The organism is Gemmatimonadaceae bacterium (genome assembly GCA_020846935.1).
Classification (GTDB): domain Bacteria; phylum Gemmatimonadota; class Gemmatimonadetes; order Gemmatimonadales; family Gemmatimonadaceae; genus RBC101.
In genome coordinates, this window is sequence record JADLCY010000001.1 from 1 (window position 1) to 23,889 (window position 23,889).

Below are 23,889 nucleotides of genomic sequence, written 5' to 3' on the forward strand. Positions count from 1 at the left end.
CCCGTAGGTGTGGCGTTAAGGGGGGGGGGGGGGGGGGGGAAAACTAAACGCGCGGCCCCGGGGGGGGCCCCGCTTCGTTGTCGAGCGATCCGTGCGTCCTTCGCGAGCGTCCATCTGTGCATTCCTTCCGTCGGCCCGGTCCAGCGTCCGCTCGTCTGTTCCTCATCCCTTGCGCGGGGGTTTGCCCTCCGCGCGAGTGGGTCAGGCCGCGAAGCTGCTCAGCGCGCGCCCGACGTCGCCTTCGCGGAGGCGCTTGAGGGCGCGGTCCCGGAGCTGGCGAACCCGTTCGCGGGTGACGCCGAGCATGGAGCCGATTTCTTCGAGCGTGTGTTCGCGCCCGCCTTCGAGGCCGAAGTAGAGGCGCAGGACCTTGGCGTCGCGCGGCGGGAGCGTGGAGAGGGCGAGTTCGATTTCGTCGGTGAGGAAGCGGTTCATGGCTTCCTCTTCGGTGTCGGGCATCTCATCGGCGACAAAGCGTTCGATGAGGGCGCGATCGCCTTCGGGGTCCATGGGCGCATCGAGGCGCACGTCGCCGGTGTTGAGGGCGGCGAGCGACTGGACGACGTCGACGGAGAGGCCGGTGAGCTGGGAGAGCTCCTCGGGAGAGGGTTCGCGCCGGAGCTTTTGGCGGAGGATCTCCGAGGCCTTGATGATGCGCGAGAGGTCGGCCGTGCGATTGAGGGGGACGCGCACGGTGCGGCCCTGGCGCGCGAGGGAGGACAGGATGGCCTGTCGGATCCACCACACGGCGTAGGAGATGAACTTGACGCCCTGGTCCGGGTCGAACTTTCTCGCCGCGGTGAGCAGGCCGACATTGCCCTCGCCGATCAGGTCGATGAGAGGGAGCCCACGATTCTGGTATTTCTTGGCGACGGAGATGACAAAGCGGAGGTTGCGCTTGACGAGTTCCTGCAGGGCATCCTGGTCGCCGGCGCGGATCTTCCGGGCGAGTTCGATTTCTTCCTGGCCCTTGAGGAGCGGGTAGGTGCTGACCTCATAGAGGTACTGGTCCAGGATATCACGCTCCGGCTCACTCGGCGCGATCCCCTGGGGGGTCGTGCGTCGGCGTCGGCGCTTGACTTCGGTCATTGTGCAAGGTCCTCGAGGACGCTGATGTGTAGTTGGGAATCCTGCGGCGCGGGGGGAAGTTTCCGCGCGTGCTGCAGTGCGCTGGAGGCACCAGATTCGGGCACTCGTCAGGCAGCAAATGGGTGCAGCGAAAGTCGAGTCAAGATACTGGTAGCACGCGATTTCGCCAGAGTGATTTTCTTGACTTCGACACTACCCCCGGATACCATTCCCGGTTCCTGATCCGGGCCTTGGCCGGGGTCTGGATGGGGGGCGTAGCTCAGTTGGGAGAGCGCTTGAATGGCATTCAAGAGGTCAGGGGTTCGATTCCCCTCGCCTCCATGGCCGGCGGGGGATGTGAAGGGGAGCCGGTAGCGGTCTCATCAGCCCCTCACACAGCAGCAGACGCGGGAATAGCTCAGTTGGTAGAGCACAACCTTGCCAAGGTTGGGGTCGCGGGTTCGAGTCCCGTTTCCCGCTCTCAAGGGCGGGTGGGCGGGTGAGTGAGCAGGTGGCTGGTCGATCGGCTCGGAGAGTCGGCGGCCCATCCTGATCCGCTCACCGGCCCACCCGCCTCAAGTTCCGGGCGGTTAGCTCAGTTGGTTAGAGCGCCACGTTGACATCGTGGAGGTCACAAGTTCGAGTCTTGTACCGCCCACTGGGACACGCTCAAGTAGTTGCAGGGCAAGAAGTTGGTGTGCGCTCGTAGCTCAATTGGATAGAGCATCTGACTACGGATCAGAAGGTTGGGAGTTCGAGTCTCTCCGAGCGCGTCCACAATCAGTCTTTACCGATTCGGGGCGTAGCTTAGCCCGGTAGAGCGCCTGCTTCGGGAGCAGGAGGTCGGAGGTTCAAATCCTCTCGCCCCGACTATAGAGAAGGCAAACGCCGACGGACCCAGTCCGGCGGCGTTTTGCGTTGGACGCTTTTCTGGAAGAGGCTCCCATTCTTCGCTCTCGCTTTGCCACCGACGCGCGCCGGCGCAGGTGTTGCCTCCCGTTCGTTGGCGCGCCTTCCACGGGGTGCTTCGATTGAGACCGGCCGCGGCGCCCCTCGAGACGCCGCGCGGCCCACTCTGGGTATCGAGGCCGGCGAAGGTGGCCGCCGCAGTGGCATTTGGTCGGGTCCTCCCCTTACCCTTCCGCACTCCTGCGCCCTTAGCTCAATCGGATAGAGCGTCTGACTTCGGATCAGAAGGTTGGGGGTTCGAGTCCCTCAGGGCGCGTTGGCCGGGCGAGAACTACCCGGTCGCTTTCGCGTTGCTCGCCACGATCTCATCGGCAACGGCCTGCCGGTCCTCGCGCTGACGGAGCGTAGCGTTGGGGTCCCAGGGTGCCCGGTGCAGCAGCGCCGGCACCTGCTCGCCCATGATCTCCGACATGGCGGGGTGCAGGATGCTCACGAGGCGTGCAACGCGGGTCTCCATGTCGCTGAGCACGGCCGAGGCGTAGGCGAGCTGCTGGCTGGTGATGTCCTGGAACTGCATGTGGCCCATGAGCGCGAAGAGTTCGTCGCGCATGCCGTTCCGAATCACCGGGCCGCGCGTGGACTCGTCCGGCGCGCCGGCGAGCCCATCGAGCTCGTCGACCATCGACGAGCAGCGCTCGAGCCCATCGAGGATGTCGGTCGCGGCCACCTCGGTGGCGGCGGACACTTCCCGCAGTTTGTCGTGGGTCTGCTGAAGCCGGTCGACCGATGAGCGCTGGAGCGCGCCGCGGCTCTCACGGAGGCCCTCGAGGACGCGATGCAGTTCGCCGTAGCCCTGCACGACGAGGGCAACGAAGTCCGTGAGATCGGCGGGCGGCCTGGGCGCATTCGACACGGGTTCCGCCACGCTCCCGGGCTCTCCGGTCATGTCGAGCAGGGCGGAGTCGACGAGGCGAAGGGCGGCCTCGGAGTCGTACAGGCGCTCGCGCGTTGGGTGGCTCATGGTTACGCCGCCGCGGACTGTCCGGCCAGCACGGCGTCGACCTTTTCCTTGAGCACCTGCGGCGTGAAGGGCTTCACGATGTAGGTGTTCACCCCGGCCTGGATCGCCGCCATGATGTCTTCGCGTACGCTGCGCGTGGTGACCATGAGGATCGGCGTGGTGACACCATTCGCACGCAGCGCCTTGGCGAACTCCAGGCCGGACATGTTGGGCATGTTCCAGTCGGTGATGATGAACTGAATGGATGCGTCGCAGCGATCGAGCGCCTCCTTCCCATCCGCGGCCTCGACACACTCGGTGTAGCCGATGCGCTGCAGTGAGTTCACGAGGATCCGGCGCATCGTGGCGGAATCGTCAACGACCAGGAACTTCATGATGGGCGCTCGAGGAATCGCTTACGCGTCGCCGCGATCGAGGATGCGCCGGGCGACATCGGCCACGACGGCATCAGCATTGTAGGCACCTTCGAGGACGCGCCGGCGGATCTGGGCGAGGCGGTCGGCCGCATCGGTCGCCACAGGATGAACACGGGCGGCGCGTGCACGGCCGGCATCCGATATCTCGACGCGATCGAGGCGCTCCACCGCTGACGGTGCCTTCTTGCACCCCTCGCCGACGGGCAGGATGTGCGGCGCCCCCGGCTCGCGCGGACGCTCGGGTCGAACCGGCCCCTGGTTCCCGTTGTTCACTTTCATGGGATTCCTCCTCTGTCTTCAGTATCGGCAGGAAACGGGCCTGAGTTGAGGTGACCGACGGGGTGCGCCGGGGACACAGCGCCTTCCCGACAAACGGTCAGAGCTACCGTTTGGCGTCCACGGTGCTCGGAGCCGCCGGGCCCCTGGGGGAGCGTTCGCGGCGCTGCCGGAGCAGTTCCTGGAGCACGCCGGCTCCCAACACGGGCGCGATGGCGGCCATGGGGGCGTGCTGACCGTCGAGTCGCTGGAGTCCGGCTACCGCGCTGGCGACGAGATCCTGCACTTCTTCAGAGGTCAGTTCGACCTGCCCCTCGGCGGCCTCGAGATCCCGGCGGAGCGTGCGCAGGACTTCGGCCAGCATCGCGGTGTCGCGGTCCGGCGTCGCGTCCGGCTCGGAGGGCCAGCGCGGGGGCATGCCTAACGGGTTTCGTCGAGCCCGAGGGCGTGGCGGGCTTCGGCCGGCCGGGCGTGGTACGCCTTGCCGGCCTCGGCGTCACGGCGAAGCAGGTCGAGCTGGCGTCCGATGTCACCGCGCAGGTCTGCAGCGCGTTGCAGCAGTGCGCCGTTGAGCGTGGCGGCGTGGCGAACGACGCGCTCAACGGGCGCGAGGATGGCGTCCGCGTCGGCCCGCTGCCCGCGCGGCATGACGCGGCGCAACGCGGACACGTGTCCGGCCACGGTCGCGAAGCGCGCCGAGACCAGGTCGCGCGCGTCGAGCGCGGTGGCAAGCGCGCCGTCGTTGCTCTCCACGCACGCCTGCAGCCCGGCCTCGGAGAGCGCGATGAAACGCTCGGCGAGCGTATGAAGCTCGGTGGCGGCGCGCTGCAGCGACGTCATGACACCGCGCGCGACGTCACGGGCGTCGCCAGGGTCATCGCCTCGGCAAAGGCGGCGCGCAGGTCGGTGACCATGGCGCTGATGGCGTCGAGGCGCTCGACCTTCGGCTTGACCCCAAGCACCGACAGCTCCGAGAGCCAGAACGTGTAGAGTGACGCAAGATTGCCGGCGATCTCGCCGCCCTTTTCGCGATCGAGCGTGACGAGCAGCTCGGTCACGCCGGCGCGCGCACGATCGAGCGCCTCGCTGCGCGCGCTGCCGTCGACGTCACCGGCCCGGAGCCTGGCACGCGCCAGGTTCACGAGCACGTGGTCGTAGATGATGAGGACGAGCTGTCCCGGCGACGCGGAAGCGACTTCGGCTTCGCGATAGCGGGATCCCTGCCTGGCAACCGCGGCGTACGACATGGTGGCTCGCTCGTGGGCGGACGACTAGTTGTTGGCCTGAGCCTGCATCGAGGTGATGAAGCTCGAGAGCGCCGATCCCTGCTGCTGAATGCGGCTGATCGCCCGTTCCATCTCGACGAACTGCTTGACGAGGGCCTGTCGACGACGGTCGAGCGACTGCTGGACAGTATCGGCACGGACCTGCAGATCCGTGATGTTCCGGTCGAGCGCGTCGCGCTGGGCCGTGATCGGGCCGTTGGCATCGATGACGAGATCCGCGGCGTTGCCGAGCATGCCGCCGACGCCAAGGGTGAAGGCGATGTCGCCGACCGCGCCGGTGGTCGTTCCGGTCCACGTCACCGCGAGGCCTTCGGTCACACCGCCCTGATTGCCGGTGAGCACCTGGCCGGATCCGGTGGCCGCGAGCCCGCCGATGGTTCCGGCCACGTCGGTCCCGGCGAAGGGGCCTGCCGCGATCCCCAACTGTCCCGTGCTGTCTGCTCCTCCGGCCGTGTATGCCACGGTGAAGGTGGCGCCACTCCCGTAGCGGGCGCCGGTGAGCACGAGGTCATTCCCGCTCTTCGACGCCGTCACCGCCATCTTGTTGCTGGTGAAGAGCGTGTTGAGCCTGGTGACGATGGTGTCGATGGTGTCGCCGTTGGCGAGCGACACGTTGCCGGTGACGCCGCTCGACGAATCGGTGATGGTCAGCGTGTCAGCCGTGCCGTCATCGACATAGGTGCCTGAGAAACCGGCGCCGGTCGCGACGGCGGTGGTCGCCGCCTGCGTGATGTCGACGGCGTAGGTTCCGGGGATGCTCTTCGCGGTCGACACGAAGTAGCTGAGCGATCCGTTGGTCGTGGCGCCACCGGTCGTGAACAGCGTCACGACGTCGGAGAAGCTGGACTGGAGCGCCTTGGTGAGGGCGTCGGTGTCGAGCCTGAGCGTGCCGTCGGATTGCAGGGCGAGCCCGGCGTTGCCGGCGCGCTTGAAGGCACCGGTCAGGCCGGCGACGTCGTTGAGCAGCTGTCCGGTGAGCGAACCGAGCGAGCCGCGCAGGGTCGCGTTGAGGCGAAGCGGCGCCTTCTCCTTCGACTGCTCGGTGCGGAACTTGAGGAGTTCGTTGTAGGCCGTCGCGACTTCACCGAGCGTCTTGGCCACCGCGGCCGTGTCGCGGTCGACGGTGATGCTGGTGACGGTGCCGACTTCGGCCTGCTGCAGCGCGAGAGTGAGACCGGCGACGGCGTCGGTGATGGTGTTGCTGGCTCGCTGGATGACAACACCGTCGATGCGAGCCTGAGCATCGGTGCCCTTCACGACCTCACGCTGACGGCCCACGGTGGACGTGAGCTGGCGGCCCAGGTTGACGATGCTGGAATCGGCGGCCCGTGTCCCGGTGATGGTGAGCGCGAGCTGCGAGTCACCAGCGGCGCTGTCGGTGAGGACGATCTTCCCGTTCACGATGGAGGCCGTCGCCGAGCGCGTGCCGGCCCCAAAGCCGGACGTGGCGTCGTTGATACGATTGACCAGCGTCTGCATGGTGTCGCCGGCGCCCACGGTGAGGCTCATGGCAACGGCGCTGCCGTCGCCGCGCTTCCCGCCGATGCTGATGGTGTCGCCGCTGACGAATCCCAGCGGGTTGCCCGCGACACGCAGATCCGAAAGGAGCGTCGACGCGACGGCGTTGGCACCGCCTGCGTCGGTGTAGGTGTTTTCGCTGGTGATGACCTGGGTCACGCCCGAGCGGCCACCCTTCATCAGGCCGAGGACTTCGAGCGTGCGCTGTCCGTCGACGGTCGACGCGGAAACGGTGTCGCTGGTGACGAGTCGGTGGTCAGTCTTGCCATTGACGGTCTCCGACACGACGCTGGCATTGCCACCAGCCGCCATGATACGCGCGGCAATGGCCGAGAGCGAGTCGACGGAGAGGTCCACCGTGATGACCCGTCCACCGATCTCGATGGTGCTCGGCGGCGGGAACGAGACGCCGAGCATGGTGGCGATGGCCGCGGTCGCGGATGAGACGCGGTAGCTCTGGACGCCACCGTCTGCGCCGATATTGAGTGACTTGGTGCTGTCCACCACGCCCAGGGCCTGCAGCGTGCCGCTGGTGTCGTCGACCAACTCGATCCCGCGGGCGCCGGTGGCGTCGGCGCTGAGCACGAGACGGTGTTCGGCACCACCGGTACTGAGCACGCTGGCGGTGACGCCGGTTGCGTTGGTGCCGGTATTGAGCGCGCTGATCTTGTCACGCACCATCGACAGTGTATCGGTGGCGACGACGGTGACCTTCTGCCCGTTGACCGAGAACTCCCCGGTGATGCCGAGCGCGGTGGTGGCGCTCGCGACGATGTTGCCGCTCAGCTTGTTGGCGCGCGCGAGGTCGAGCACCTCCACCGCATAGGTGCCGGGGCTGGCGCCGACCGACGCGCTGGAGGTGAGCAGCGTGCGCCCGGTGCTCGCCGACGTGCCGCCACTCGTGCTGAACTTCGCAAAGGCGGCGCTGTCGCGCACGGCACGGACCGCGTCGCGGAACCTGGTGACGAGACCCTGATAGCTGCTCCACGCATCGACGCGCGACTTGGCGAGCGCCTGGCGCGCGGTGACCGGGTCCAGCCGCCGCTGCTTTTCGATGGCCATGATCTGGTCGACCATGTCGCGCCACTGAAAGCCGCTGGAGAGTCCGCTGAATGAGCCGATGGGGTCCGACATGGGTCCTCCTTGCCCGAAGCCCCGAAGCCGGCAGGTGCGCCGACTCCGGGGGTTTCGTCCTGCCTCCCGCCGATGGTGACGGGAGGTTCGCGTGCGGTGGTGCGCTTACCCGCGGAGCAGCGTGAGCACGTTCTGGCCAGCGGCGTTCGCCTGGGCGAGCATCGCGGTACCGGCCTGCTGCAGGATCTGGTTCTTCGAGAAGGTCGTCATCTCCGCCGCCATGTCGAGGTCACGGATCGTGCTCTCGGCGGCCGAGAAGTTCTGCACCGAGGTGCGGACGTTTTCCGTGGCGATCTCGATACGGCTCTGGAGCGCACCGATGACACCGATGGCGACGTTGGCGTTGGTGATGGCCGTGTCGATCTGCGAGAGCGCGGTCTGCGCGTTCGCCAGGGTCGTCGGGTCCGCGGTGACCGACAGGCTTGCCGACGTCAGGTTGAGCTGCGAGCCCGTGATGGTGATCGCGTCATTGCCGGAGTACTGGCCCGACGCGGACACGAGGAACGTACCCGAGCCGCCACCGACGGTGACGTTGCCCGCCAGGGTGGCCGCACCGACGGCCGACGTCGTGTCGACGGTGATACCGAGCGAGGTGAAGTTGAGCGTCTGCTTGGTCGCCGCCGTGACGCCGAGGGTCTGCGACACCGACCCGTTGGAGAGCGTGACGACGCTACCGCCTGACGACAGCGTGTAGGCACCCGTCGACGCGCCCGACAGCTTGATGTCGTAGACGCCGGTGGTGGTGGCCAGCGCGGTCGAAGCGCTGTCGATCGTCGCGCCGAAGGCACCGTTGAGCAGCGTGTTGCCCTGGAACTTCACGGTGGCGACGGTACGGTCGATTTCGTTGCGGAGCGCCTGGTACTCGTTGGTGATGCGGGCGCGGCCGGCCGAGTCGACGCTGTCCGACGCCGCCTGGGCGGCGAGTTCCTTCATGCGCTCGAGCATCTTCTGGATCGTGCCCGTCGCGCCTTCGGCGATACCCAGCACCGAGTTCGCCTGCTCCGAGTTGCGGGCCGCCTGGCCGAGCGCACGGATGTCCGCGCGAAGGACGTTGGCGATACCCAGACCGGCAGCGTCGTCTGCAGCACGAGTGATGCGGAAGCCCGAGGACAGCTTGGCCATGGACTTCGAGACATCATCGTTCACGCGGGTGAGGTTCCCGTGGGCGCGCAGCGCGCTGACGTTCGTGTTGATCCTCATGATGGTGCTCCTTGGGTGTTGGGTCGGGGAATCCGTTCCCCGTCGAGCGCCGGGCGTTAGTGCCGGTGCCCTCCACGAGCCTGTATCGGACGGTGGCGGCCGGGACTTTAGCGGTCCCCGTGCGCGCGTTGCCTCGGCGGCCGATGTGTGCGCTGCATCACGCGGCGACCGCCGGCGCTTCGGGGTGACGGAACAGGAGGTTGAACACCGAGTTCGTCTCGGGCGTCTGGTCGGGCGTGATGCGCTGCACGAACGTGCGACCGGGCTGGAAGAGGTATGTCTCGTAGCCCTGGTCGGTCATGACGCCGCGCAGCAGGCGCTCGCTCGCGCCCATCGACTCCAGACCAAAGCGATTGACCTCGGCGATCACGAATGGCACATGGTGCCGCCTGAGGAGTTGGCGCGCGCCGACGAGGATCGCGAACTCGGCGCCTTCCGCGTCGATCTTGATCGCGCGGAGCCGGCTCATGTCACGCTCCGCGAAGAACTGGTCGAGGGACGTGACGAAGACCTTGCGGGTGCGCGGCGGTCCCTGGCGCGACTGTTCATTGAAGGGGTGTCGGCCCACTTCCCAGAGCGCGTGGCCCCCATCGTTGTCGGCGTTCACGAAGAACTCGGCGATGGCCGGCGTGGCGCCGACCGCCATGTGGATCGGGCGCACGTTGGTGGCGCCGTTCACCTCGATGTGCTCGAGGAGGTCGGCAAAGTTGTTCGCGTCCGGCTCGAACGAGAACACGGTGCCGGTCGGGCCCACGAGGTGCGAGGCCAGCATCGAGAAGTAGCCGACGTGCGCGCCGATGTCGATGAACGTGTCGCCCGGCTGCAGGATCGCGCCGATGAAGTTGCTGGTCTCGGATTCGTAGAGGCGCCCTTCCGCGAAGTCATTGAGCATGAAGCGCTGACTCATCTGAGTGGCATCGAGCAGGTAGGTCAGCTTGTGCTGTCCACCGGGTGCGGTGAGCGTGAAGGAGAACTCGGTCTTCATTGGATGAGTGGACGGATGGGCGGTGGGACGAGCGTTCGGATGCGGGTCAGCACAGGGGCGTCAGCGCATCGAGCAAGGCGCCGACCTGATGGTGCCAGGTCCAGCGGGTCATGGCGTCGGCGCCGCGGGCGGCAAGAGCGCACATCGCGGCACGGTCCGTGTAGGCCGTCTCGAGGGCAGCGACGACTTCGTCCACATCGGACTCGCCCCAGCCCTCGATGCCGTCGAAGTACCTCGTCGGCCTCGGCGGTTGCAGCTGCGTGGTCAGCGGCTGGCAGCCCCCCGTGGCCACGAGGTCGAGGTGGCCCGTGTTCGCCGCGAGGATCGTGGGCACGCCGGCGGCCATGCATTCCATGGCCACGAGGTTCGTGCCGCCTTCGGCGCGATTGGGGAACAGCGCCACGTCGGCCTCTCGCACGAGCTGACCCATGACCGCATTCGGCTGTCGTCCGACGTCGATCACGTTCATGGCCGGTACGCCGTTGCGGGCGAGCCATGGCACGAGGTCGAGGCGATCGCCGTTGAGCTGTGGCAGTCCTTCCACGTGGCCGGCGAGGTCGAGGTCGCCGATCAGCTGCGGCCACGCGTTGTGCCACGCAGCGACGAGGAGGGCGTCCGGGTGCGTGGCCACAAAGCGCCGAAAGGCGGCCACTACGATGTCCTGCCCCTTGCGGTATTCGAGCTTGCCGCCGGAGAACACCACGAATCGGTCGGCAAAGAGTCCGCTGCGCGGCGCCGGGTGAAAGATCGAGGGATCGATCCCCTGTGGTACGGTGACCACGTGGGCGATCCCGTTGGCAGCGAGGACCTCGGCGTTCCAGGTGGAGCCGGCGACCAGGAGGTCGAAGCGGGAGGCGATGGCGTCGGCGTCCGTGCCAAGCACCGTGTCCTCGAAGAACACCACACCGGCGCGGCGTGCGGCAGGTGCGACGAAGCTGTCGGCGCCGGCGAGGCGATTGCCTAACGCGCACAGGACGAGGTCCGGCGCGGCCGGCGCTGCCGGCGCGAACAGGGGCGCGAGGCGTGCCGCCACCAGGGGCGACACCTCCATCGGCCCCACGGCGCGCACGACCGGAGTCGCCCGACCATCCTTGAGCAGTTCGAGCGCGAGGTTGGTGCCATAGATGCCCCAGCCCGTATCGCTGCGCAGCTCCCAGTCGATCCCAACGGTCGGCGACCCGACATCCGGAACGGCGGCTGGCGCGGGAACGTGAGCCGTCTCGGGCACCTCCTGATGCGGAACCTCGCCCGCGGTGAGCGCCGCGAGCACCATCGGGCTCATGGCGACCAGCGCGCCGCTACCGCCGTCGGTCCATGGGTCCAGCGTGACCTCGCCGTCGACCGTCGAGAGCGCAAAGACGTGCATGCCCTGCTCCATGAACTCACGCACACCCGCGACGCTCGATGTCGTGTCGCACACGACCACGTCGGCGATGGCCGCGCCCGCGGCGAACAGCGCGCGAAGCGTGCCCACGTCGGTGTCAGCGAGCCGCACCACGAGCCGCCCGTCGGCGGGGAGCGCCGTCGCGGCACTCACCGACGAGTACGCCGACCATCGCGCGGCCGGCGCCCTGCGGGAGACCATGGCACCGATGCGCGCGGTCGCTCCATGCTCGCCAACGATCCGCAGCGAGCACACCGACGACGCTGCCACGTCGACACTCACGAGGCCGAGCCCCGGGGCAGCGTCCACGAGAGCGTCGCCCGGCTGGAGCAGGTCGACCAGGAACGCGCGCACCTCGGCATGGGCCGCACGCCCGGTGAGTTCGGCCTCGTATTCGGCGAACATGCGCTCGTCGGCGAGTTCAGCCAGGGGAACCCACACGTCGAACGGCCGGCCGTCGCGCACGTGCGTCGAGGTAACCGTGACGATGTCGATGGGGGCAGCGGCGGCTGCAGCCGCCGGCACACGCTCCGTCGCCACCTTCGCGAGTTCGCGCTCCACCTCGGCGAACACCGAGGCCCAGTCGCGAGGTGTCGGTTGCCTGAAGAGCCGCATGGAGGGATACCACGGCGAGTCCGTGCGATCGAGCATCCAGCGGAAGTCCGGCACGTGAGGCAAGAGCAGCCAGGTCGGGACGCCGAGCGCCCCGGCGAGGTGCGCCACCGACGTGTCGACGGTGATCACGAGGTCGAGCGCCTGGATCGCGGCTGCCGTGTCCCTGAAGTCGACGAGCCCCGGTGCGAGATCTTCGATGGTACGACCGGGCAGCTGGGCGAGTTGCCGTTCGGGCTCGGCGCCCTTCTGCAACGAGAAGAAGGCGGTGCCTGGAACCCGCGCGAGGTCAGCGAAGGCGGTCAGTGGCGCCGAGCGCAGGAAGTCGCGCGCATGACCCGGATTCCCTGCCCAGACGATGCCGACCTTGAGTCGATCCGGCGGTGCGGCGACGAGCGCTGACGTCGCGCGCGGCTCCACATCGAGATACGGGATGTCCGCGGGGACGGTCTCGATGGTGGTGCCGACGAGGCCGGGCAGCGACATGAGGTTGGCGTGGACATCGTATCTGGGCAGCGCGGCGCCACGCGCGACCACCGCGTCCACCCCGCGTGCGGCCGCGAGCAGTGGCACGATGGGGAACGGCGCTTCCACCACGACGCGGCCGGCGCCGCGGTCCTTGAGCACGGGCGCGTAGCGAACGAACTGGATCGCGTCGCCAATCCCCTGCTCGGAGTGCAGAAGGATCGTGCGGCCGTCGAGCGGATCGCCCTGCCATGCATTCGGGCCGTAGTCGCCGTGATCGAACACCACGGACTGGAGGCGCTTGCGCCATTCGAACTGCGGCCAGCCGCGTACGAAGTCGCCCTGGAGGAGCCACAGGAGGGCGAGGTTCCAGTTCGCGTTGCGATTCTCCGGATCCGTCGATCGCACGCGTTCGTACAACGCCTCGGCCTCGGCGAAGTTGCCGGACTCCATGGCGACGTTGGCGAGCAGGTTCCAGGACTCGGCGTAGCCGGGATCGGCGTCGATGGCGCGCTGGGCCCAATGTCGCACGCGGTCATGTTCGCCGGTGCGCTCGAAGACCGAGGCGAAGTTTGCGAGGATCGCCGCGTTGTCGGGGGCGACGGTGATCGCCCGTTCGAACGCGCGCGTGGCGTCGTCGTAGCGGCGCGCTTCCTTGAGCACGACGCCGAGGTTGCTGAGGGCATTCAGGTGCGATGGATCGAGCTCGACGGCGCGTGCGAGCGAGCGGATCGCCTCGGCCTCCTCGCGCATCCCGCGCAGCGCGATGCCGCGATTGCTCCAGACGTCCGCGTCGTCGGGCGAGAGGGCGATCGCGCGATCGAACGCGGCGACCGCATCGGGAAAGCGGAACAGCTCGATCAGCGTGTTGCCGTGATTGTTGTGCCACCCGGCGCGCCCGGGTTCGAGCGCGGTGGCGCGTTCGAAGCATCGATTGGCCTCGTCGTGGTCGCCGCCTTCGGCGAGGAGGATGCCCAGGTTGTTGAGGGCCTCGCCGTAGTCGGGCTCGACGCTGGTCGCGCGCCGAAAGAGCGCTTCGGCTTCGGCGCGTTGGCCACGCGCGGCGAGGATGGCGCCGAGGTTATTGGCCGCGGCGGTATGCGAGGGGTCGTCGTCGAGCGCCTGGCGATAGAGGTCGGCGGCGACCGCAGTGTGACCGGCGAGGTGCTGCTGCACCGCCCGGTCGAAAGCCGCGTCGCTGGTCCGCGGCGAGTGGGCGGTCTTTGTCATGCTAGAGCGCGAAGGCTTCGCGCATGCTGAATCCGTCGTCGGTGCGAATCGACTGATGCGCCTGGCCGAGTCGGGCGTTGAAGAGCAGGGGCGCGTGCAGGTTGGCGGTGCACGGCTGTCCGGCCTCGCCCATGGTCACGATCGAGAGGACGAGGATGTCTTCACCGCTGCCGGTGCCGAGGCGTGCCTTGTCGGCGTCGCCGAGTTCCAGGTGATAGTGCGGGAAGACGGGGAACGGATCGACGAGCAGGAAGACGAGCGCCGAGTGTTCGACCGACTGGAGCCAGAAGAGCCCCTCGCGCGGTGTGGGGAGGAGCGCAAAGCGGCGCGCCTCGGGAAAGCCGTAGAGTCCCTCGCTGAACTCGACGACCTGGTCGCTCGGCACCGGGAGCGTGCCGAGCAGTTCGGAGTGCACGGGAAGGACGGAGGGTTCCACGGTGCTCGCGGTCATCGGAGGTACTCGGTGAGGTTCATGCCCATGACGCGTGAGGTGGCGAGCATGGCGGCCTGGTAGGCGGTCTGGCGGCTCACGAGGTCGGAGACGGCCTTCTCGAGGTCGGCCTCCTGCAGGTTGGACTTGAAGGTGCGGAGCGAGGTGTCGAGGGCGCGCAGGTTGGACGTGGCCACTTCGAGCTGCGCCGCCTGGGTGCCTGACTCGCCGATGAGGACCTGGACGTTGGCGTGGCCCGCGTCGAGGGCAAAGATCGACTGCCGGATCGCCGGGGCGTCATCATTGCCTAACGCGGTGGACACCTGGTCGATCGCCGCCAGAACGCCGGTGGTGAGGAAGACGTCGGTGGCGTTGTGCGTGGCGCGCACGTACATGCCTGACGAAATCTCGGCGCGTCGGAAGCCCGTGGGCGGCGTGGTCGTGAACGGCGGGGTGGTCGTCTGGAGCGGTGCGACGTTGCTCTGGTCACCGCCAAAGAGGAACTCGCCCTCATGCACCTGGTTGGCCAGTTGGAGGGCCTGCTGCATCAGGTGGTCGACTTCGGCCTTGGCAATGAGGCGGGTCTGCGCGCTGGCGGTCGACGTACCCTGACTCACGGCGAGTTCCTTGACGCGCTCGAGGATCTGCGTGAGCGAGTTGAGCGACTGTTCCTCGACCGCGATGCGGGCCGATGCCGAGTTGATGTTGCGCTGGTACTGATCGATCGCACGGAGCGAAGCGCCGGAACTGACGATGCTGCTTGCGGCCGACGGATCGTCGCTCGCGACTTCGACGCGGAGCCCACTCGTGACGCGCTGCTGGGCGTCGTCCATCGCGCGGAGCGACTTCTGAAGTGCGTGGAGCGAGTTGCCGGTCGTGATGTGGTTGGTGATGCGCATGCACCCGTCCGAGGAGGAAGGATCGCCGGCAGGGCGGAAGAAGTTGCCTATCCCGTCCGTGGGGCGTCTCCTCGGCAGTATCGGCGGGGTTTTTCGGTCCTGAACCCTCGGCACCCTTTTCCGCACGGCACCGCGAATGGCGACGATCCTGTACGTGGACGACGAACCCTCGGTCGGCCTGGTCCTCGAGGACACGCTGACGCAGGCCGGGCACCGGGCAATCGGAGCCCAGCACGTCGTCGAAGCCCTGCAGGTTCTGTCGAGGGAGACGATCGACCTGATCATCTCCGACTATCGGATGCCCGGGCTGACGGGGCTGGAGTTTCTGAACCTGCTCCAGCGCGAGGGCTATGACATTCCGCTGATCATGGTGACCGGCTACGCATCCATTGAGCACGCGGTGTCGGCGATCAAGGCCGGGGCAATCGACTACATCACCAAGCCGATTCGCACCCAGCAGCTGGAGCTGGCGGTTGAGCAGGCGCTGGAGTACGTGCGGCTGCGTCGCGAGAACGAATCACTCCGTCGGGAGGTGATGGAGTTCCGCAACGAGAGGGCGATCGTGGGCGAAGCGCCCGCGATCCGCCGGATCCAGCAGACCATCGCGATGGTGGCGCCGACGCGTGCGACCGTGCTGCTGCAGGGGGAGAGCGGCACGGGCAAGGAGTTGTTTGCCCGCGCGATCCACGATCAGAGCGATCGCCGTGACAAGCCGTTCATCAAGCTGAACTGCGCCGCGCTGCCGGAGGGCCTGATCGAAAGCGCGCTGTTCGGCCACGAGCGTGGAGCGTTCACCGGCGCGGTGAAGCGCGTGGAGGGGGCATTCGAGCGCGCGAACGGCGGGACACTGCTGCTCGACGAGATCTCGGAAATGAAGCTCGAGCTGCAGGCGAAGCTGCTGCGAGTGCTGCAGGAGCAGGAGTTCGAGCGCGTGGGCGGCACGAACCCGATCCGCGTGGACGTGCGCGTGATTGCGACCACCAACCGGCATCTGGCCGACTATGCCGCGGCGGGTGCCTTCCGCCAGGACCTCTACTATAGACTGAGCGTGGTGCCGGTCGAGATCCCTGCCCTGCGGGAGCGCCCGGACGATATCCCGATGTTGGCCTATCGCTTTGCGCTGCGGACGGCGGCGGACGTGGGCAAGGAGGTCACGGGGATTGCGCCAGACGCGCTGCAGATGCTGCAGAGTTATCCCTGGCCCGGGAACGTTCGGGAGTTGCAGCACGCGGTGGAGCGTGCGGTGATCCTGACGCACGACAAGACGCTGCAGGCGCACCTGTTCGACCAGCAGCGTCAGGGGAGTCTGCAGTCGCTGGTGCAGCAGGTGATGCAGCGCGCGACGCCGACGACGCTGGCCGCGCTGAACTTCGGGCCGAGCCAGCCGCCGGACGGGATCGTGCTGGCCACGTTGAATGTGGACGAGGCGGAGCGTGCGCTGATCAAGCGGGCGCTGGAGATGACGGGCGGCAATCGCACGCGCACGGCGGAGCTGTTAGGCATCTCGGTGCGGACGTTGCGGAACAAGCTGAACGGGCCGCAGCGTGCGGAGGCGGCGGTCGAGTCATAGCGTTCGCGCCCGAGGGGGCCGACCGTCGAGCCGAGCAGGCCTCCGATCAGGATGCCGGCCAGGCGTCCACGCGCGCACAAGGCACGCCCTCCACGCAGACCGTGGCCCCCCGTCCGCACGCACATCGGGCCCTTCTGCGCCGCGGCATCGGGCGACGATCCCGACCGGCGACTTGCCCCCGGACCGGCGAACTCGCACGTTCGGGCCTGTCCCTACACCCGCGCGCATGTCCGAGCTGGTCGTGCTTCACAAGTATCACAGCGAAGTCGAGGCCCAGGTAGCGGCCGCGATTCTCGAAGCGAGCGGCATCCCCGCGCGCGTGCTGGCTGACACCGCAGGTGGAGCCTTGCCCAGTTTGTCCCTGCTGTTTCCGGCGCGCCTGCTGGTGCGCGTCGAGGATGAGGCGGCGGCACGGGAGGCGTTGAAGGCTTCCGAGCAAGCCGCGGACGCGGAGCCGGACGAAGGCACGTGAAGCCGCCCGCTGGCGTGTGAGCGGGCCCTGCACCACACCACGAGCCACCAGGGAACCCGCGGGCTCCCGTGGACATCTCCCTCGCGTGGCGGGGCAACTCCGTCCTCACGATGTCCGGCAATCTCTTCCGCCCGGAAGAACGTGCGCGCCGTGAGGCCCGCCTGACGAGAGGCGAACTCCGACGCATTCGCACGTACTGACCGCACACGCAAGCCGCACGAACGCAATGAGTTGAGCGACCGTACACGACGCCTCGCCTGCCGGGGCGTTCGTCGTTTTCGGCGTGCTCGTCGCGTGGTCCGCGCATTGCCCTAGCACGGGGTGTCGTCGTGCGTTCGTTCGCTCCCCCTGTCCTCCCATCCATGCTCTACGGCTTCTTTGGTCGCGTGTCTGCAGCGCCCCAGATGCGGGATGCGCTCGATGCGAGTGCGATGCGTCGGGATGCAATCGCCCAGCGCGTGGCCACGGCCTCGCTGCAAGGCCAGGGCGGGTTCGCGCTGCCGGAGCCCGGTGGTTCGACCGGCGTTGACCTGGAGGCGGAGATGACCGCGCTCGCCGACGAACAGATCCGGTACGAGACCACGGCCAAGCTCCTGGAGCGCACGTACTCCAAGCTGCGCCTCGCCATCCGGGAGCGCTGATGTCGACGATCAAGTTGCTGCCGCTCCTGACCAACTCGATGGAGCAGGGTCCGCGCCCGCCCTTCGCCCGTCCGCTGGACATATCCAAGAGCGGCATGTCCGTGCAGCGCCTCCGCATGGAGGTCGCGGCGAACAACATCGCGAATGTCGAGACGACGCGCACGGAGGCTGGTGGCCCTTATCGCCGACGCGTCGTGCGCCTCGAAGAGGCGATGCGCGATGGCGGCGTCCCGCAGTTCCCGCCCCTGCCCCTCGATCCGGCCAACCCGGCACCGGTCCCGAGTGGCGTCGATGGCCGCGAAGGGGTACAGGCGGTCGCCATCGAAGAGGATCCGAGCGAGGGACCGCTGGTCTACAACCCGGGCCACCCCGACGCCGACAGCGCCGGCTACGTGCGGATGCCGAACGTGCGCGTGACCGACGAGCTGGTGGACATCATGGAAGCAAAGCGCATCTACGAAGCCAATGCCACGGTGTTCCAGGCGGCCAAGCAGATGCTGCGTCGCGCGCTGGACATCTGAGGTGGCGGGCACCTGGCGCGCGCCGAGTGGCATCGATGACGCCACCGCTGACCAGCGGTCGCGTCATCCCGAGCACGAGTCCTCAATCACGAGTCGATTGCGATGAGCATCAACGGAGTTCGCGGGCCCTACGGCACGATCCCCCAACGACCGGCTGCGCCATCCTCGGCGGGCCAGGCGGAGTCGGCGCGCGCGAAGCCGCTCGCTCGGCCCGCGCCGGCAGGCGCACCCGCGGGTCCGCAGGCTGCGCCGTCGGTCTCCGTCGCACCTCCGCCCGGCACCGACCCTGAGCTGTGGACGGTGCTCACGCCTGACGAGCGATCGTACTTCGCCAAGCTTGGCGCCATGGGCCCGCTCACCTACGGCCGCGTACTGAGCGGCCAGATGCAGCCGCCGCAGCCCTCGGTTCGGGGCGGTCGCCTCGACGTCAAGGCCTGAGCCGTGAGCGACCCCATTGGAGCCGCGTCGAGACTGGGCGCCGGTGCGGCTCGGCCGCTCGGCGTCGACGGGCCGAAGACGTTCACGTTCGAGATCCTCAGGCCCGAAGGCGCGCCGAGCGCCGGCGCTGGCTCCTTTGGCGACACGATCAGTGGCTTCGTGAACCAGGTCTCCTCCCTGGAGAACGCCGCCGGTTCGCTGCGCGATCGCTACCTCGCCGGTGAGCAGGTGGAGATCCACCAGGTCACCGCCGCCGCCGAAGAAGCGGGCATCGCGCTCGACCTGATGGTCGAGCTGCGCAACAAGGTGCTCGAGGCCTACCGCACTCTCGTCAACCTCCAGTAGCCCAGGACCCGTCCGTTCATGTTCGAGTCGTTGAATCCGCTGTTCGATCGCCTTGGCGGCGTCCGTCGCGCGATGACGCTGGGCGTCGGCGTCCTGGCCATCGGCCTGATCGTCGTCGTGTCGCGCTGGGCGACGCGCCCGGCGCTGGTGCCGGTGGTGGCCGGCGTTCCCCTCGAGCAGGTGGACGGCGTGACTCGGCGTCTCACACAGGAAGGCGTCACGTGGGAACTGGGCCGCGGCGGCACCGACGTCATGGTCAAGGAGATCGACCTCGCGCGCGCGCGCGTCGCGCTGGCCAAAGACGGCATGCCGTCGGCGGGCCGCCCCGGCATGGAGATCTTCGACAAGCCGGCCTACGCGATGACCGATTTCACGCAGCGCATCAACTATCGTCGCGCGCTCGAGGGTGAACTGGAGCGCACGATCGGCCAGATGCGCGGCATCGCCGGGGCGCAGGTTCACCTGGCCATCCACGAGACCTCGACGTTCCGACGGAGCGACACGCCGTCCGAAGCGAGCGTGGTGCTTCGCCTGCGGAGCAACGAGGAACCCTCGCCGGACGTCGTGCGCGGTATCGCGCAGATGGTGGCGTCGAGCGTGGACGGCCTCGACGCCGAACACGTGACGGTGAATGACGATGCGGGTCGCCTGTTGTCGCGGCCCGTCGATGCCTCCGCCACGGGGCTGTCGAGCCGCCAGCTGGAACTGCAGCGGGAGATCGAGGAGCACTTTCGCACGAAGGCCGCCGAGATGGTGAATCAGGTCGTCGGCACCGGCAACGGCAAGGTGGCCGTGACGGCCTCCGTGAACTTCGATCGCCTGGAGCGGACCACGCAGACCGTGGACCCCGAACGCCAGGTGACGGCGACGGAACAGAAGGCCGAAATCGTGCCGGGTGCGCAGGGTGGTGCGGGCTCGACCAACCAGGCGATCCAGTATGAAAACAGTCGCAGCACGGAATCGTTTGCCCAGGCGGTGGGCAGCGTGCAGCGCCTCAACGTGTCCGTGCTCGTGAATGACCGGCTGATCGGGACCGGAGACTCGGCGCGCTCGGAGCCACGCAGCGTGGCCGAGCTGGCCCGCCTCGACACGCTGGTTCGCAGCGCCGTGGGATACGACTCCACGCGCGGCGATCGGATCACCGTGGTCTCCGTACCGTTCGCGCGCCCTGAAGTGGTCGCCGAGCCCGCACCGCCGGCGCCGACGCTCATCGAGCGTGTCCAGGTGAATCAGGGACTGATTCTGAACTCCGGTGCGCTGGTGTTTGCGTTCGTCATCGGCTTCATGGCGCTGCGGTCGATGCGTGCGCCGGCCAACGCGACCGCGCTCGCGGCAGCAACTGGCGCCGCCGCCCTGCCCACGGGCGCCGGGTACGCGCCCGCGGCGATCGCGGCACCGGAGCGGTTCGACTACGCGGCCCTGCCCAGCGGGCCTGAGGTCCACGACGGCCCGCGCAGCATGACGATGACTCCCGAGCTTGCCGCCCTGCAGGCCAATCAGGAGACGAAGCATCGCGTCGCGACGACCGTCGATCAGCAACCCGAGGTGGCAGCGAAGCTGATCCGCGCGTGGATGAAGGAGGCCTGAGGTGGGAACCGCGTTAGCCCCCCGCAGCACGGGGATCGACGTCAACGATCCGGGCACCATGGCCGGCCGCCACAAAGCGGCCATCCTCTGCCTGGCGCTTGGCACGGACACGGCCGCCAAGATCACGCAGAAGCTCACGCCGGACGAGGTGGACGCGCTGTCGTTCGAGATCGCGCGCGTGGAACAGATCTCGCCCGACGTCGTCGACGCGGTGCTGGACGAGTGGCTGACGCGCATTCGCGTAGCCGATTCGCTGGCCTCGGGCGGCATCGACGCCGCGCGCGAGATCCTCGAGAAGGCGTTCGGCTCGCGCAAGGCGACGCAGGTGCTGGAGCGCATCCAGGGCCAGCTGCAGAACACGATCGGGCTCCATCGCTTGCGCAACGCCGACGCGCAGCAGCTCGGTCAGATGCTGGCCGGCGAGCACCCGCAGACGATCGCGCTGATCCTCTCGCACCTGGAGCCGCAACACACGGCGAACATCCTCAAGGAGATCGACACGACCATCGGGTCGGAGGTCGTGTTCCGGATGGCGCGCATGGAGAAGGTCTCGCCCGAGCTGATCATGCTGATCGAGCGGACGCTCAGCGCGGACGCCGACCTGACGAACACCGCGGGCATGAGTGCCTCGGGCGGACCGGCCGCCGTGGCCTCGGTGCTCAACTACGTTGCCGCCTCGCTGGAGAAGGTGCTGCTCGACGGCGTCGCGACGGTGGACCAGGCGCTCTGCGACCAGATCAAGAACCTGATGTTCGTGTTCGAGGATCTGAGCGGGCTCGATAGCCGCGCGCTGCAGCGCCTGCTGCGCGACGTGGACTCGAAGGAGCTCGCGCTCGCCCTCAAGGCCGCGAGCGTGGATCTCAAGGGCAAGATCACCGGGGCCATGTCGCAGCGCGCCGTGCAGGCGCTGAACGACGAGATGGAGATGATGGGCCCGGTGCGCATGAAGGACGTGGAGTCGGCCCAGGCGAACATCGTCGCGATGGTGCGCAAGCTCGAGGAAGCCGGCGAGATCGTGCTGAGTGCCGGAGACGACGATGTGGTGCTCTGACATGACGCTTCCTTCGCGCCCTGTTCCGCCGACTCCGGTGCCCGCGTCATGGGCACTGGAGGAGCTCGACCCCGAGGCCGCCGCATCGGTCGTGTTCCGCGAGTCGTCAGGCGTGCCGAGCCTCGATATCGACGCCATCACACGCGAGGCCTACGAACGTGGGCTCGAGGACGGCCGCCGAGCGGGCGCCGCGGCGGAGGGTCAGCGGCTGCAGCCCACGCTGCAGGCGCTCGATCGCGCGCTCGCCTCGCTGCGGGACGAATCCGACAAGTGGATCGCCAACGCGCAGGAGAACGTCAGTGCGATCGCGATCGCGGTGGCGCGACAGGTGATTGGCCACGAGGTACAGGCCGACGCACTCACGATCGACGCACTCGTCAGGCAGGCGCTTGCCGAGTTTCCGCTGGAGCACGCGGTGGTCGTGCGGCTGCACCCGGCCGACCTCACGATGATCACCGCGGCGCGCGTCGGCACCGGCATGAACGCCCCTTCGATGGAACGCACCGAGGTACAGTGGCTTCCAGACCCGCGCGTGACGCGAGGCGGGTGCGTGGTCGAGGGCCGCGACCGGATCGTGGACGGCCGCGTCGACATGGCGCTCGAGCGCCTCTACCGCCGCCTGACGCTGACCGATGCCTGAGACCCTGATCGAGCGCCTCGCCGGCACGCCGCGGTTTGCCAGCTATGGCCGGGTGACGCGGGTGGTCGGACTCGTGATCGAGGCCGTTGGCCTCGACGTCGGCGTCGGCGAGCTGTGCCGCATCAGCAGCCTCACCTCGGATCATTCGGTGCTCGCCGAAGTCGTGGGTTTCCACGAGCGGGGCGTGCTGCTCATGCCGCTGGGCGACCTCTCCGGCCTGCACCCGGGCAGCAGCGTGCTGCCCCTGGGTCGCAGCTTTGGTGTGGACGTCGGCCCGGACATGCTCGGCCGCGTCCTCAACGGCCTTGGTCACCCGATCGATGGCAAGGGCAAACTCGAGACCCGGGAGCGCGTGCCGCTCGCGGGCGAGCCGCCGCACCCGCTCGAACGCCAGACCATCGATGCACCGCTGACCACGAGCGTGCGCGCGATCGACGGGCTGTTGACGCTCGGGCGCGGTCAGCGCGTCGGCATCTTCGCCGGATCCGGCGTCGGCAAGTCGACGCTGCTCGGCATGATCGCCCGCCAGGCCACGGCGGACGTGAACGTGATCGCTCTGCTCGGCGAGCGGGGCCGCGAGGTGCGCGAGTTCATCGATCACGCGCTGGGGCCCGAAGGCCTCGCCCGCACCGTTCTCATCGTGGCAACGGGGGATCAGGCCGCGCTGGTGCGCGCTCGCGGCGCGCTCGTCGCCACCTCGATCGCCGAGTACTTCCGCGATCAGGGCAAGCAGGTGCTCCTGATGGTCGACTCGATCACGCGTGTGGCGATGGCCTGGCGCGAGATCGGCCTCGCCGTCGGTGAGCCACCCACGACGAAGGGCTACCCGCCGTCGGTGTTCGCCAATCTTCCGCGGCTCCTCGAGCGCGCGGGCAACGGATCAAAGGGCGGCATCACCGGCATCTATACGGTGCTGGTGGACGGCGACGACTTCAACGAACCCGTCGCCGACGCGTCGCGCTCCATCCTGGACGGCCACATCGTGCTCACGCGACGCCTGGCGAGCGCGGGCCACTTTCCCGCCATCGACATCCTGGAGAGCAAGAGCCGCGTGCGCGACCAGATCATCGACGAGCCGCAGCGGCAGTCGGCGGGCACGCTCATGCGGCTCGAGGCCGCGTACCGCGAGAAGGAGGACCTCATTCTCGTCGGCGCATACCAGAAGGGCAGCGATCCCATGGTCGACCAGGCCATGCGGTCGCGCGAGCGTTCGCTCGCGTTCCTTCAGCAGCGTCCCGACGAAGTCACCGGCTTCCGGGAGACTCGGCAGTCGCTCCTCACCATGTTTCCGCCGCGCACGGACAGCGGCACACAGGCGGCCTGATGTTCAAGTTCCCGTTGCAGCGCCTGCTCGCGCTCAAGGCCCGAAAGGAACAGGAGATGGCGCGCCAGCTCGCCGTCGCCCGCCTCGAGGTGCGTGTCGAAGAGGAGCGGCGCGATGCCCTGGCCAACCTGCAGAATGCCGGTACGGAGCAGGTGGCCGCCGGCACGGAGTCGGCGCTGTCGGTCGGTGAGTTGGTGAACATGCGGCATGCCCTTGCGCAGGTGGAGGAACACCTGGCCGTCGCCGAGGAGCGGACCGACGCCGCACGCCAGGTGGAGGCGGAGAAGAACCAGGCCCTCTCCAGTGCTGTGCAGGACCGCCAGATGCTCGATCGCCTGCGCGACCGCCGGCTCGAACAGCACAAGGCCGCTGAATCACAGGGGGACCGCGCCGCGATGGACGCCATTGGCCTGACGCGCTTCAACGCCACGCGCTCCGGTGAACACCAGACCACCAACGAATAGCCC

The 23,889-nt window shown here is 68.2% G+C and carries 24 protein-coding genes and 6 tRNA genes; 17 read left to right on the forward strand and 13 right to left on the reverse strand.

The window, feature by feature from the left end:
• Positions 1-201: 201 nt before the first annotated feature.
• A complete protein-coding gene (locus tag IT361_00005; protein MCC6316044.1) occupies positions 202-1,089 on the reverse strand; it encodes an RNA polymerase sigma factor RpoD/SigA in 888 nt (295 codons plus the stop codon).
• 248 nt (positions 1,090-1,337) lie between these two features.
• On the opposite strand from IT361_00005, the gene IT361_00010 reads away from it, so the two are divergent.
• From IT361_00010 to IT361_00035, 6 genes are all read left to right on the forward strand, one after another.
• A tRNA-Ala gene (locus tag IT361_00010) sits at positions 1,338-1,410 on the forward strand.
• Positions 1,411-1,475: 65 nt separating this feature from the next.
• Positions 1,476-1,548: transfer RNA gene (locus IT361_00015), tRNA-Gly, on the forward strand.
• Between the two features lie 104 nt (positions 1,549-1,652).
• A tRNA-Val gene (locus IT361_00020) sits at positions 1,653-1,726 on the forward strand.
• Between the two features lie 41 nt (positions 1,727-1,767).
• Positions 1,768-1,841: transfer RNA gene (locus IT361_00025), tRNA-Arg, on the forward strand.
• A gap of 23 nt (positions 1,842-1,864) precedes the next feature.
• Positions 1,865-1,938, forward strand: a tRNA-Pro gene (locus IT361_00030).
• A gap of 281 nt (positions 1,939-2,219) precedes the next feature.
• Positions 2,220-2,293 (forward strand) — tRNA-Arg (locus tag IT361_00035).
• A 15-nt stretch (positions 2,294-2,308) separates the two neighbouring features.
• Here the strand turns inward: IT361_00035 and IT361_00040 are convergent.
• The 12 genes from IT361_00040 to IT361_00095 all read right to left on the reverse strand — a co-directional run bounded on the left by IT361_00040 (position 2,309) and on the right by IT361_00095 (position 14,833).
• Positions 2,309-2,998: a hypothetical protein gene (locus IT361_00040; protein ID MCC6316045.1), complete on the reverse strand. Its 690-nt coding sequence runs from the start codon at positions 2,996-2,998 to the stop codon at positions 2,309-2,311.
• A gap of 2 nt (positions 2,999-3,000) precedes the next feature.
• Positions 3,001-3,372, reverse strand: a complete 372-nt coding sequence (locus IT361_00045; GenBank protein ID MCC6316046.1) for a response regulator — start codon at positions 3,370-3,372, stop codon at positions 3,001-3,003.
• Positions 3,373-3,393: 21 nt separating this feature from the next.
• On the reverse strand, positions 3,394-3,693 hold the full coding sequence (locus IT361_00050; GenBank protein ID MCC6316047.1) for a flagellar biosynthesis anti-sigma factor FlgM: 300 nt from the start codon (positions 3,691-3,693) through the stop codon (positions 3,394-3,396).
• 103 nt (positions 3,694-3,796) lie between these two features.
• Positions 3,797-4,108, reverse strand: a complete 312-nt coding sequence (locus IT361_00055; protein ID MCC6316048.1) for a hypothetical protein — start codon at positions 4,106-4,108, stop codon at positions 3,797-3,799.
• Positions 4,109-4,110: 2 nt separating this feature from the next.
• On the reverse strand, positions 4,111-4,530 hold the full coding sequence (locus IT361_00060; GenBank protein MCC6316049.1) for a hypothetical protein: 420 nt from the start codon (positions 4,528-4,530) through the stop codon (positions 4,111-4,113).
• Positions 4,527-4,937 (reverse strand): flagellar export chaperone FliS, encoded by a 411-nt coding sequence (fliS, locus tag IT361_00065; GenBank protein MCC6316050.1) that lies wholly within the window; start codon positions 4,935-4,937, stop codon positions 4,527-4,529. Before fliS ends, IT361_00060 begins: the two co-directional genes overlap by 4 nt.
• A gap of 24 nt (positions 4,938-4,961) precedes the next feature.
• A complete protein-coding gene (gene fliD / locus IT361_00070) occupies positions 4,962-7,628 on the reverse strand; it encodes a flagellar filament capping protein FliD (GenBank protein MCC6316051.1) in 2,667 nt (888 codons plus the stop codon).
• 105 nt (positions 7,629-7,733) lie between these two features.
• Positions 7,734-8,828, reverse strand: coding sequence for a flagellin (locus IT361_00075; protein MCC6316052.1), 1,095 nt, complete (start codon positions 8,826-8,828; stop codon positions 7,734-7,736).
• Positions 8,829-8,985: 157 nt separating this feature from the next.
• Complete coding sequence (locus IT361_00080; GenBank protein MCC6316053.1) at positions 8,986-9,813, reverse strand: FkbM family methyltransferase; 828 nt, start codon at positions 9,811-9,813, stop codon at positions 8,986-8,988.
• Between the two features lie 46 nt (positions 9,814-9,859).
• A complete protein-coding gene (locus IT361_00085; protein ID MCC6316054.1) occupies positions 9,860-13,504 on the reverse strand; it encodes a tetratricopeptide repeat protein in 3,645 nt (1,214 codons plus the stop codon).
• 1 nt (position 13,505) lies between these two features.
• Positions 13,506-13,955 carry a flagellar assembly protein FliW gene (gene fliW, locus IT361_00090; GenBank protein ID MCC6316055.1) on the reverse strand — a complete coding sequence of 150 codons (450 nt, stop codon included), beginning with the start codon at positions 13,953-13,955 and terminating at the stop codon, positions 13,506-13,508.
• Positions 13,952-14,833: a hypothetical protein gene (locus tag IT361_00095; protein ID MCC6316056.1), complete on the reverse strand. Its 882-nt coding sequence runs from the start codon at positions 14,831-14,833 to the stop codon at positions 13,952-13,954. The genes fliW and IT361_00095 overlap by 4 nt, the downstream gene beginning before the upstream one ends.
• A gap of 136 nt (positions 14,834-14,969) precedes the next feature.
• On the opposite strand from IT361_00095, the gene IT361_00100 reads away from it, so the two are divergent.
• The 11 genes from IT361_00100 to IT361_00150 all read left to right on the forward strand — a co-directional run bounded on the left by IT361_00100 (position 14,970) and on the right by IT361_00150 (position 23,886).
• Positions 14,970-16,403, forward strand: a complete 1,434-nt coding sequence (locus IT361_00100) for a sigma-54-dependent Fis family transcriptional regulator (GenBank protein MCC6316057.1) — start codon at positions 14,970-14,972, stop codon at positions 16,401-16,403.
• Positions 16,404-16,629: 226 nt separating this feature from the next.
• A complete protein-coding gene (locus IT361_00105) occupies positions 16,630-16,875 on the forward strand; it encodes a DUF2007 domain-containing protein (protein MCC6316058.1) in 246 nt (81 codons plus the stop codon).
• 362 nt (positions 16,876-17,237) lie between these two features.
• Entirely contained in the window at positions 17,238-17,516 is a 279-nt protein-coding gene (locus IT361_00110; protein ID MCC6316059.1) for a hypothetical protein, read from the forward strand.
• A 38-nt stretch (positions 17,517-17,554) separates the two neighbouring features.
• A complete protein-coding gene (gene flgC / locus IT361_00115) occupies positions 17,555-18,037 on the forward strand; it encodes a flagellar basal body rod protein FlgC (GenBank protein ID MCC6316060.1) in 483 nt (160 codons plus the stop codon).
• 102 nt (positions 18,038-18,139) lie between these two features.
• Positions 18,140-18,475, forward strand: a complete 336-nt coding sequence (locus IT361_00120) for a hypothetical protein (GenBank protein MCC6316061.1) — start codon at positions 18,140-18,142, stop codon at positions 18,473-18,475.
• A 3-nt stretch (positions 18,476-18,478) separates the two neighbouring features.
• Positions 18,479-18,820, forward strand: a complete 342-nt coding sequence (locus IT361_00125; GenBank protein ID MCC6316062.1) for a flagellar hook-basal body complex protein FliE — start codon at positions 18,479-18,481, stop codon at positions 18,818-18,820.
• Positions 18,821-18,838: 18 nt separating this feature from the next.
• Entirely contained in the window at positions 18,839-20,407 is a 1,569-nt protein-coding gene (fliF, locus tag IT361_00130; GenBank protein MCC6316063.1) for a flagellar M-ring protein FliF, read from the forward strand.
• A gap of 1 nt (position 20,408) precedes the next feature.
• A complete protein-coding gene (gene fliG / locus IT361_00135; protein ID MCC6316064.1) occupies positions 20,409-21,458 on the forward strand; it encodes a flagellar motor switch protein FliG in 1,050 nt (349 codons plus the stop codon).
• Position 21,459: 1 nt separating this feature from the next.
• Positions 21,460-22,098 carry a hypothetical protein gene (locus tag IT361_00140; GenBank protein ID MCC6316065.1) on the forward strand — a complete coding sequence of 213 codons (639 nt, stop codon included), beginning with the start codon at positions 21,460-21,462 and terminating at the stop codon, positions 22,096-22,098.
• Positions 22,091-23,422 (forward strand): FliI/YscN family ATPase, encoded by a 1,332-nt coding sequence (locus IT361_00145; protein ID MCC6316066.1) that lies wholly within the window; start codon positions 22,091-22,093, stop codon positions 23,420-23,422. Before IT361_00140 ends, IT361_00145 begins: the two co-directional genes overlap by 8 nt.
• Positions 23,422-23,886 (forward strand): hypothetical protein, encoded by a 465-nt coding sequence (locus IT361_00150; protein ID MCC6316067.1) that lies wholly within the window; start codon positions 23,422-23,424, stop codon positions 23,884-23,886. Before IT361_00145 ends, IT361_00150 begins: the two co-directional genes overlap by 1 nt.
• The last annotated feature ends 3 nt before the right edge of the window (positions 23,887-23,889 follow it).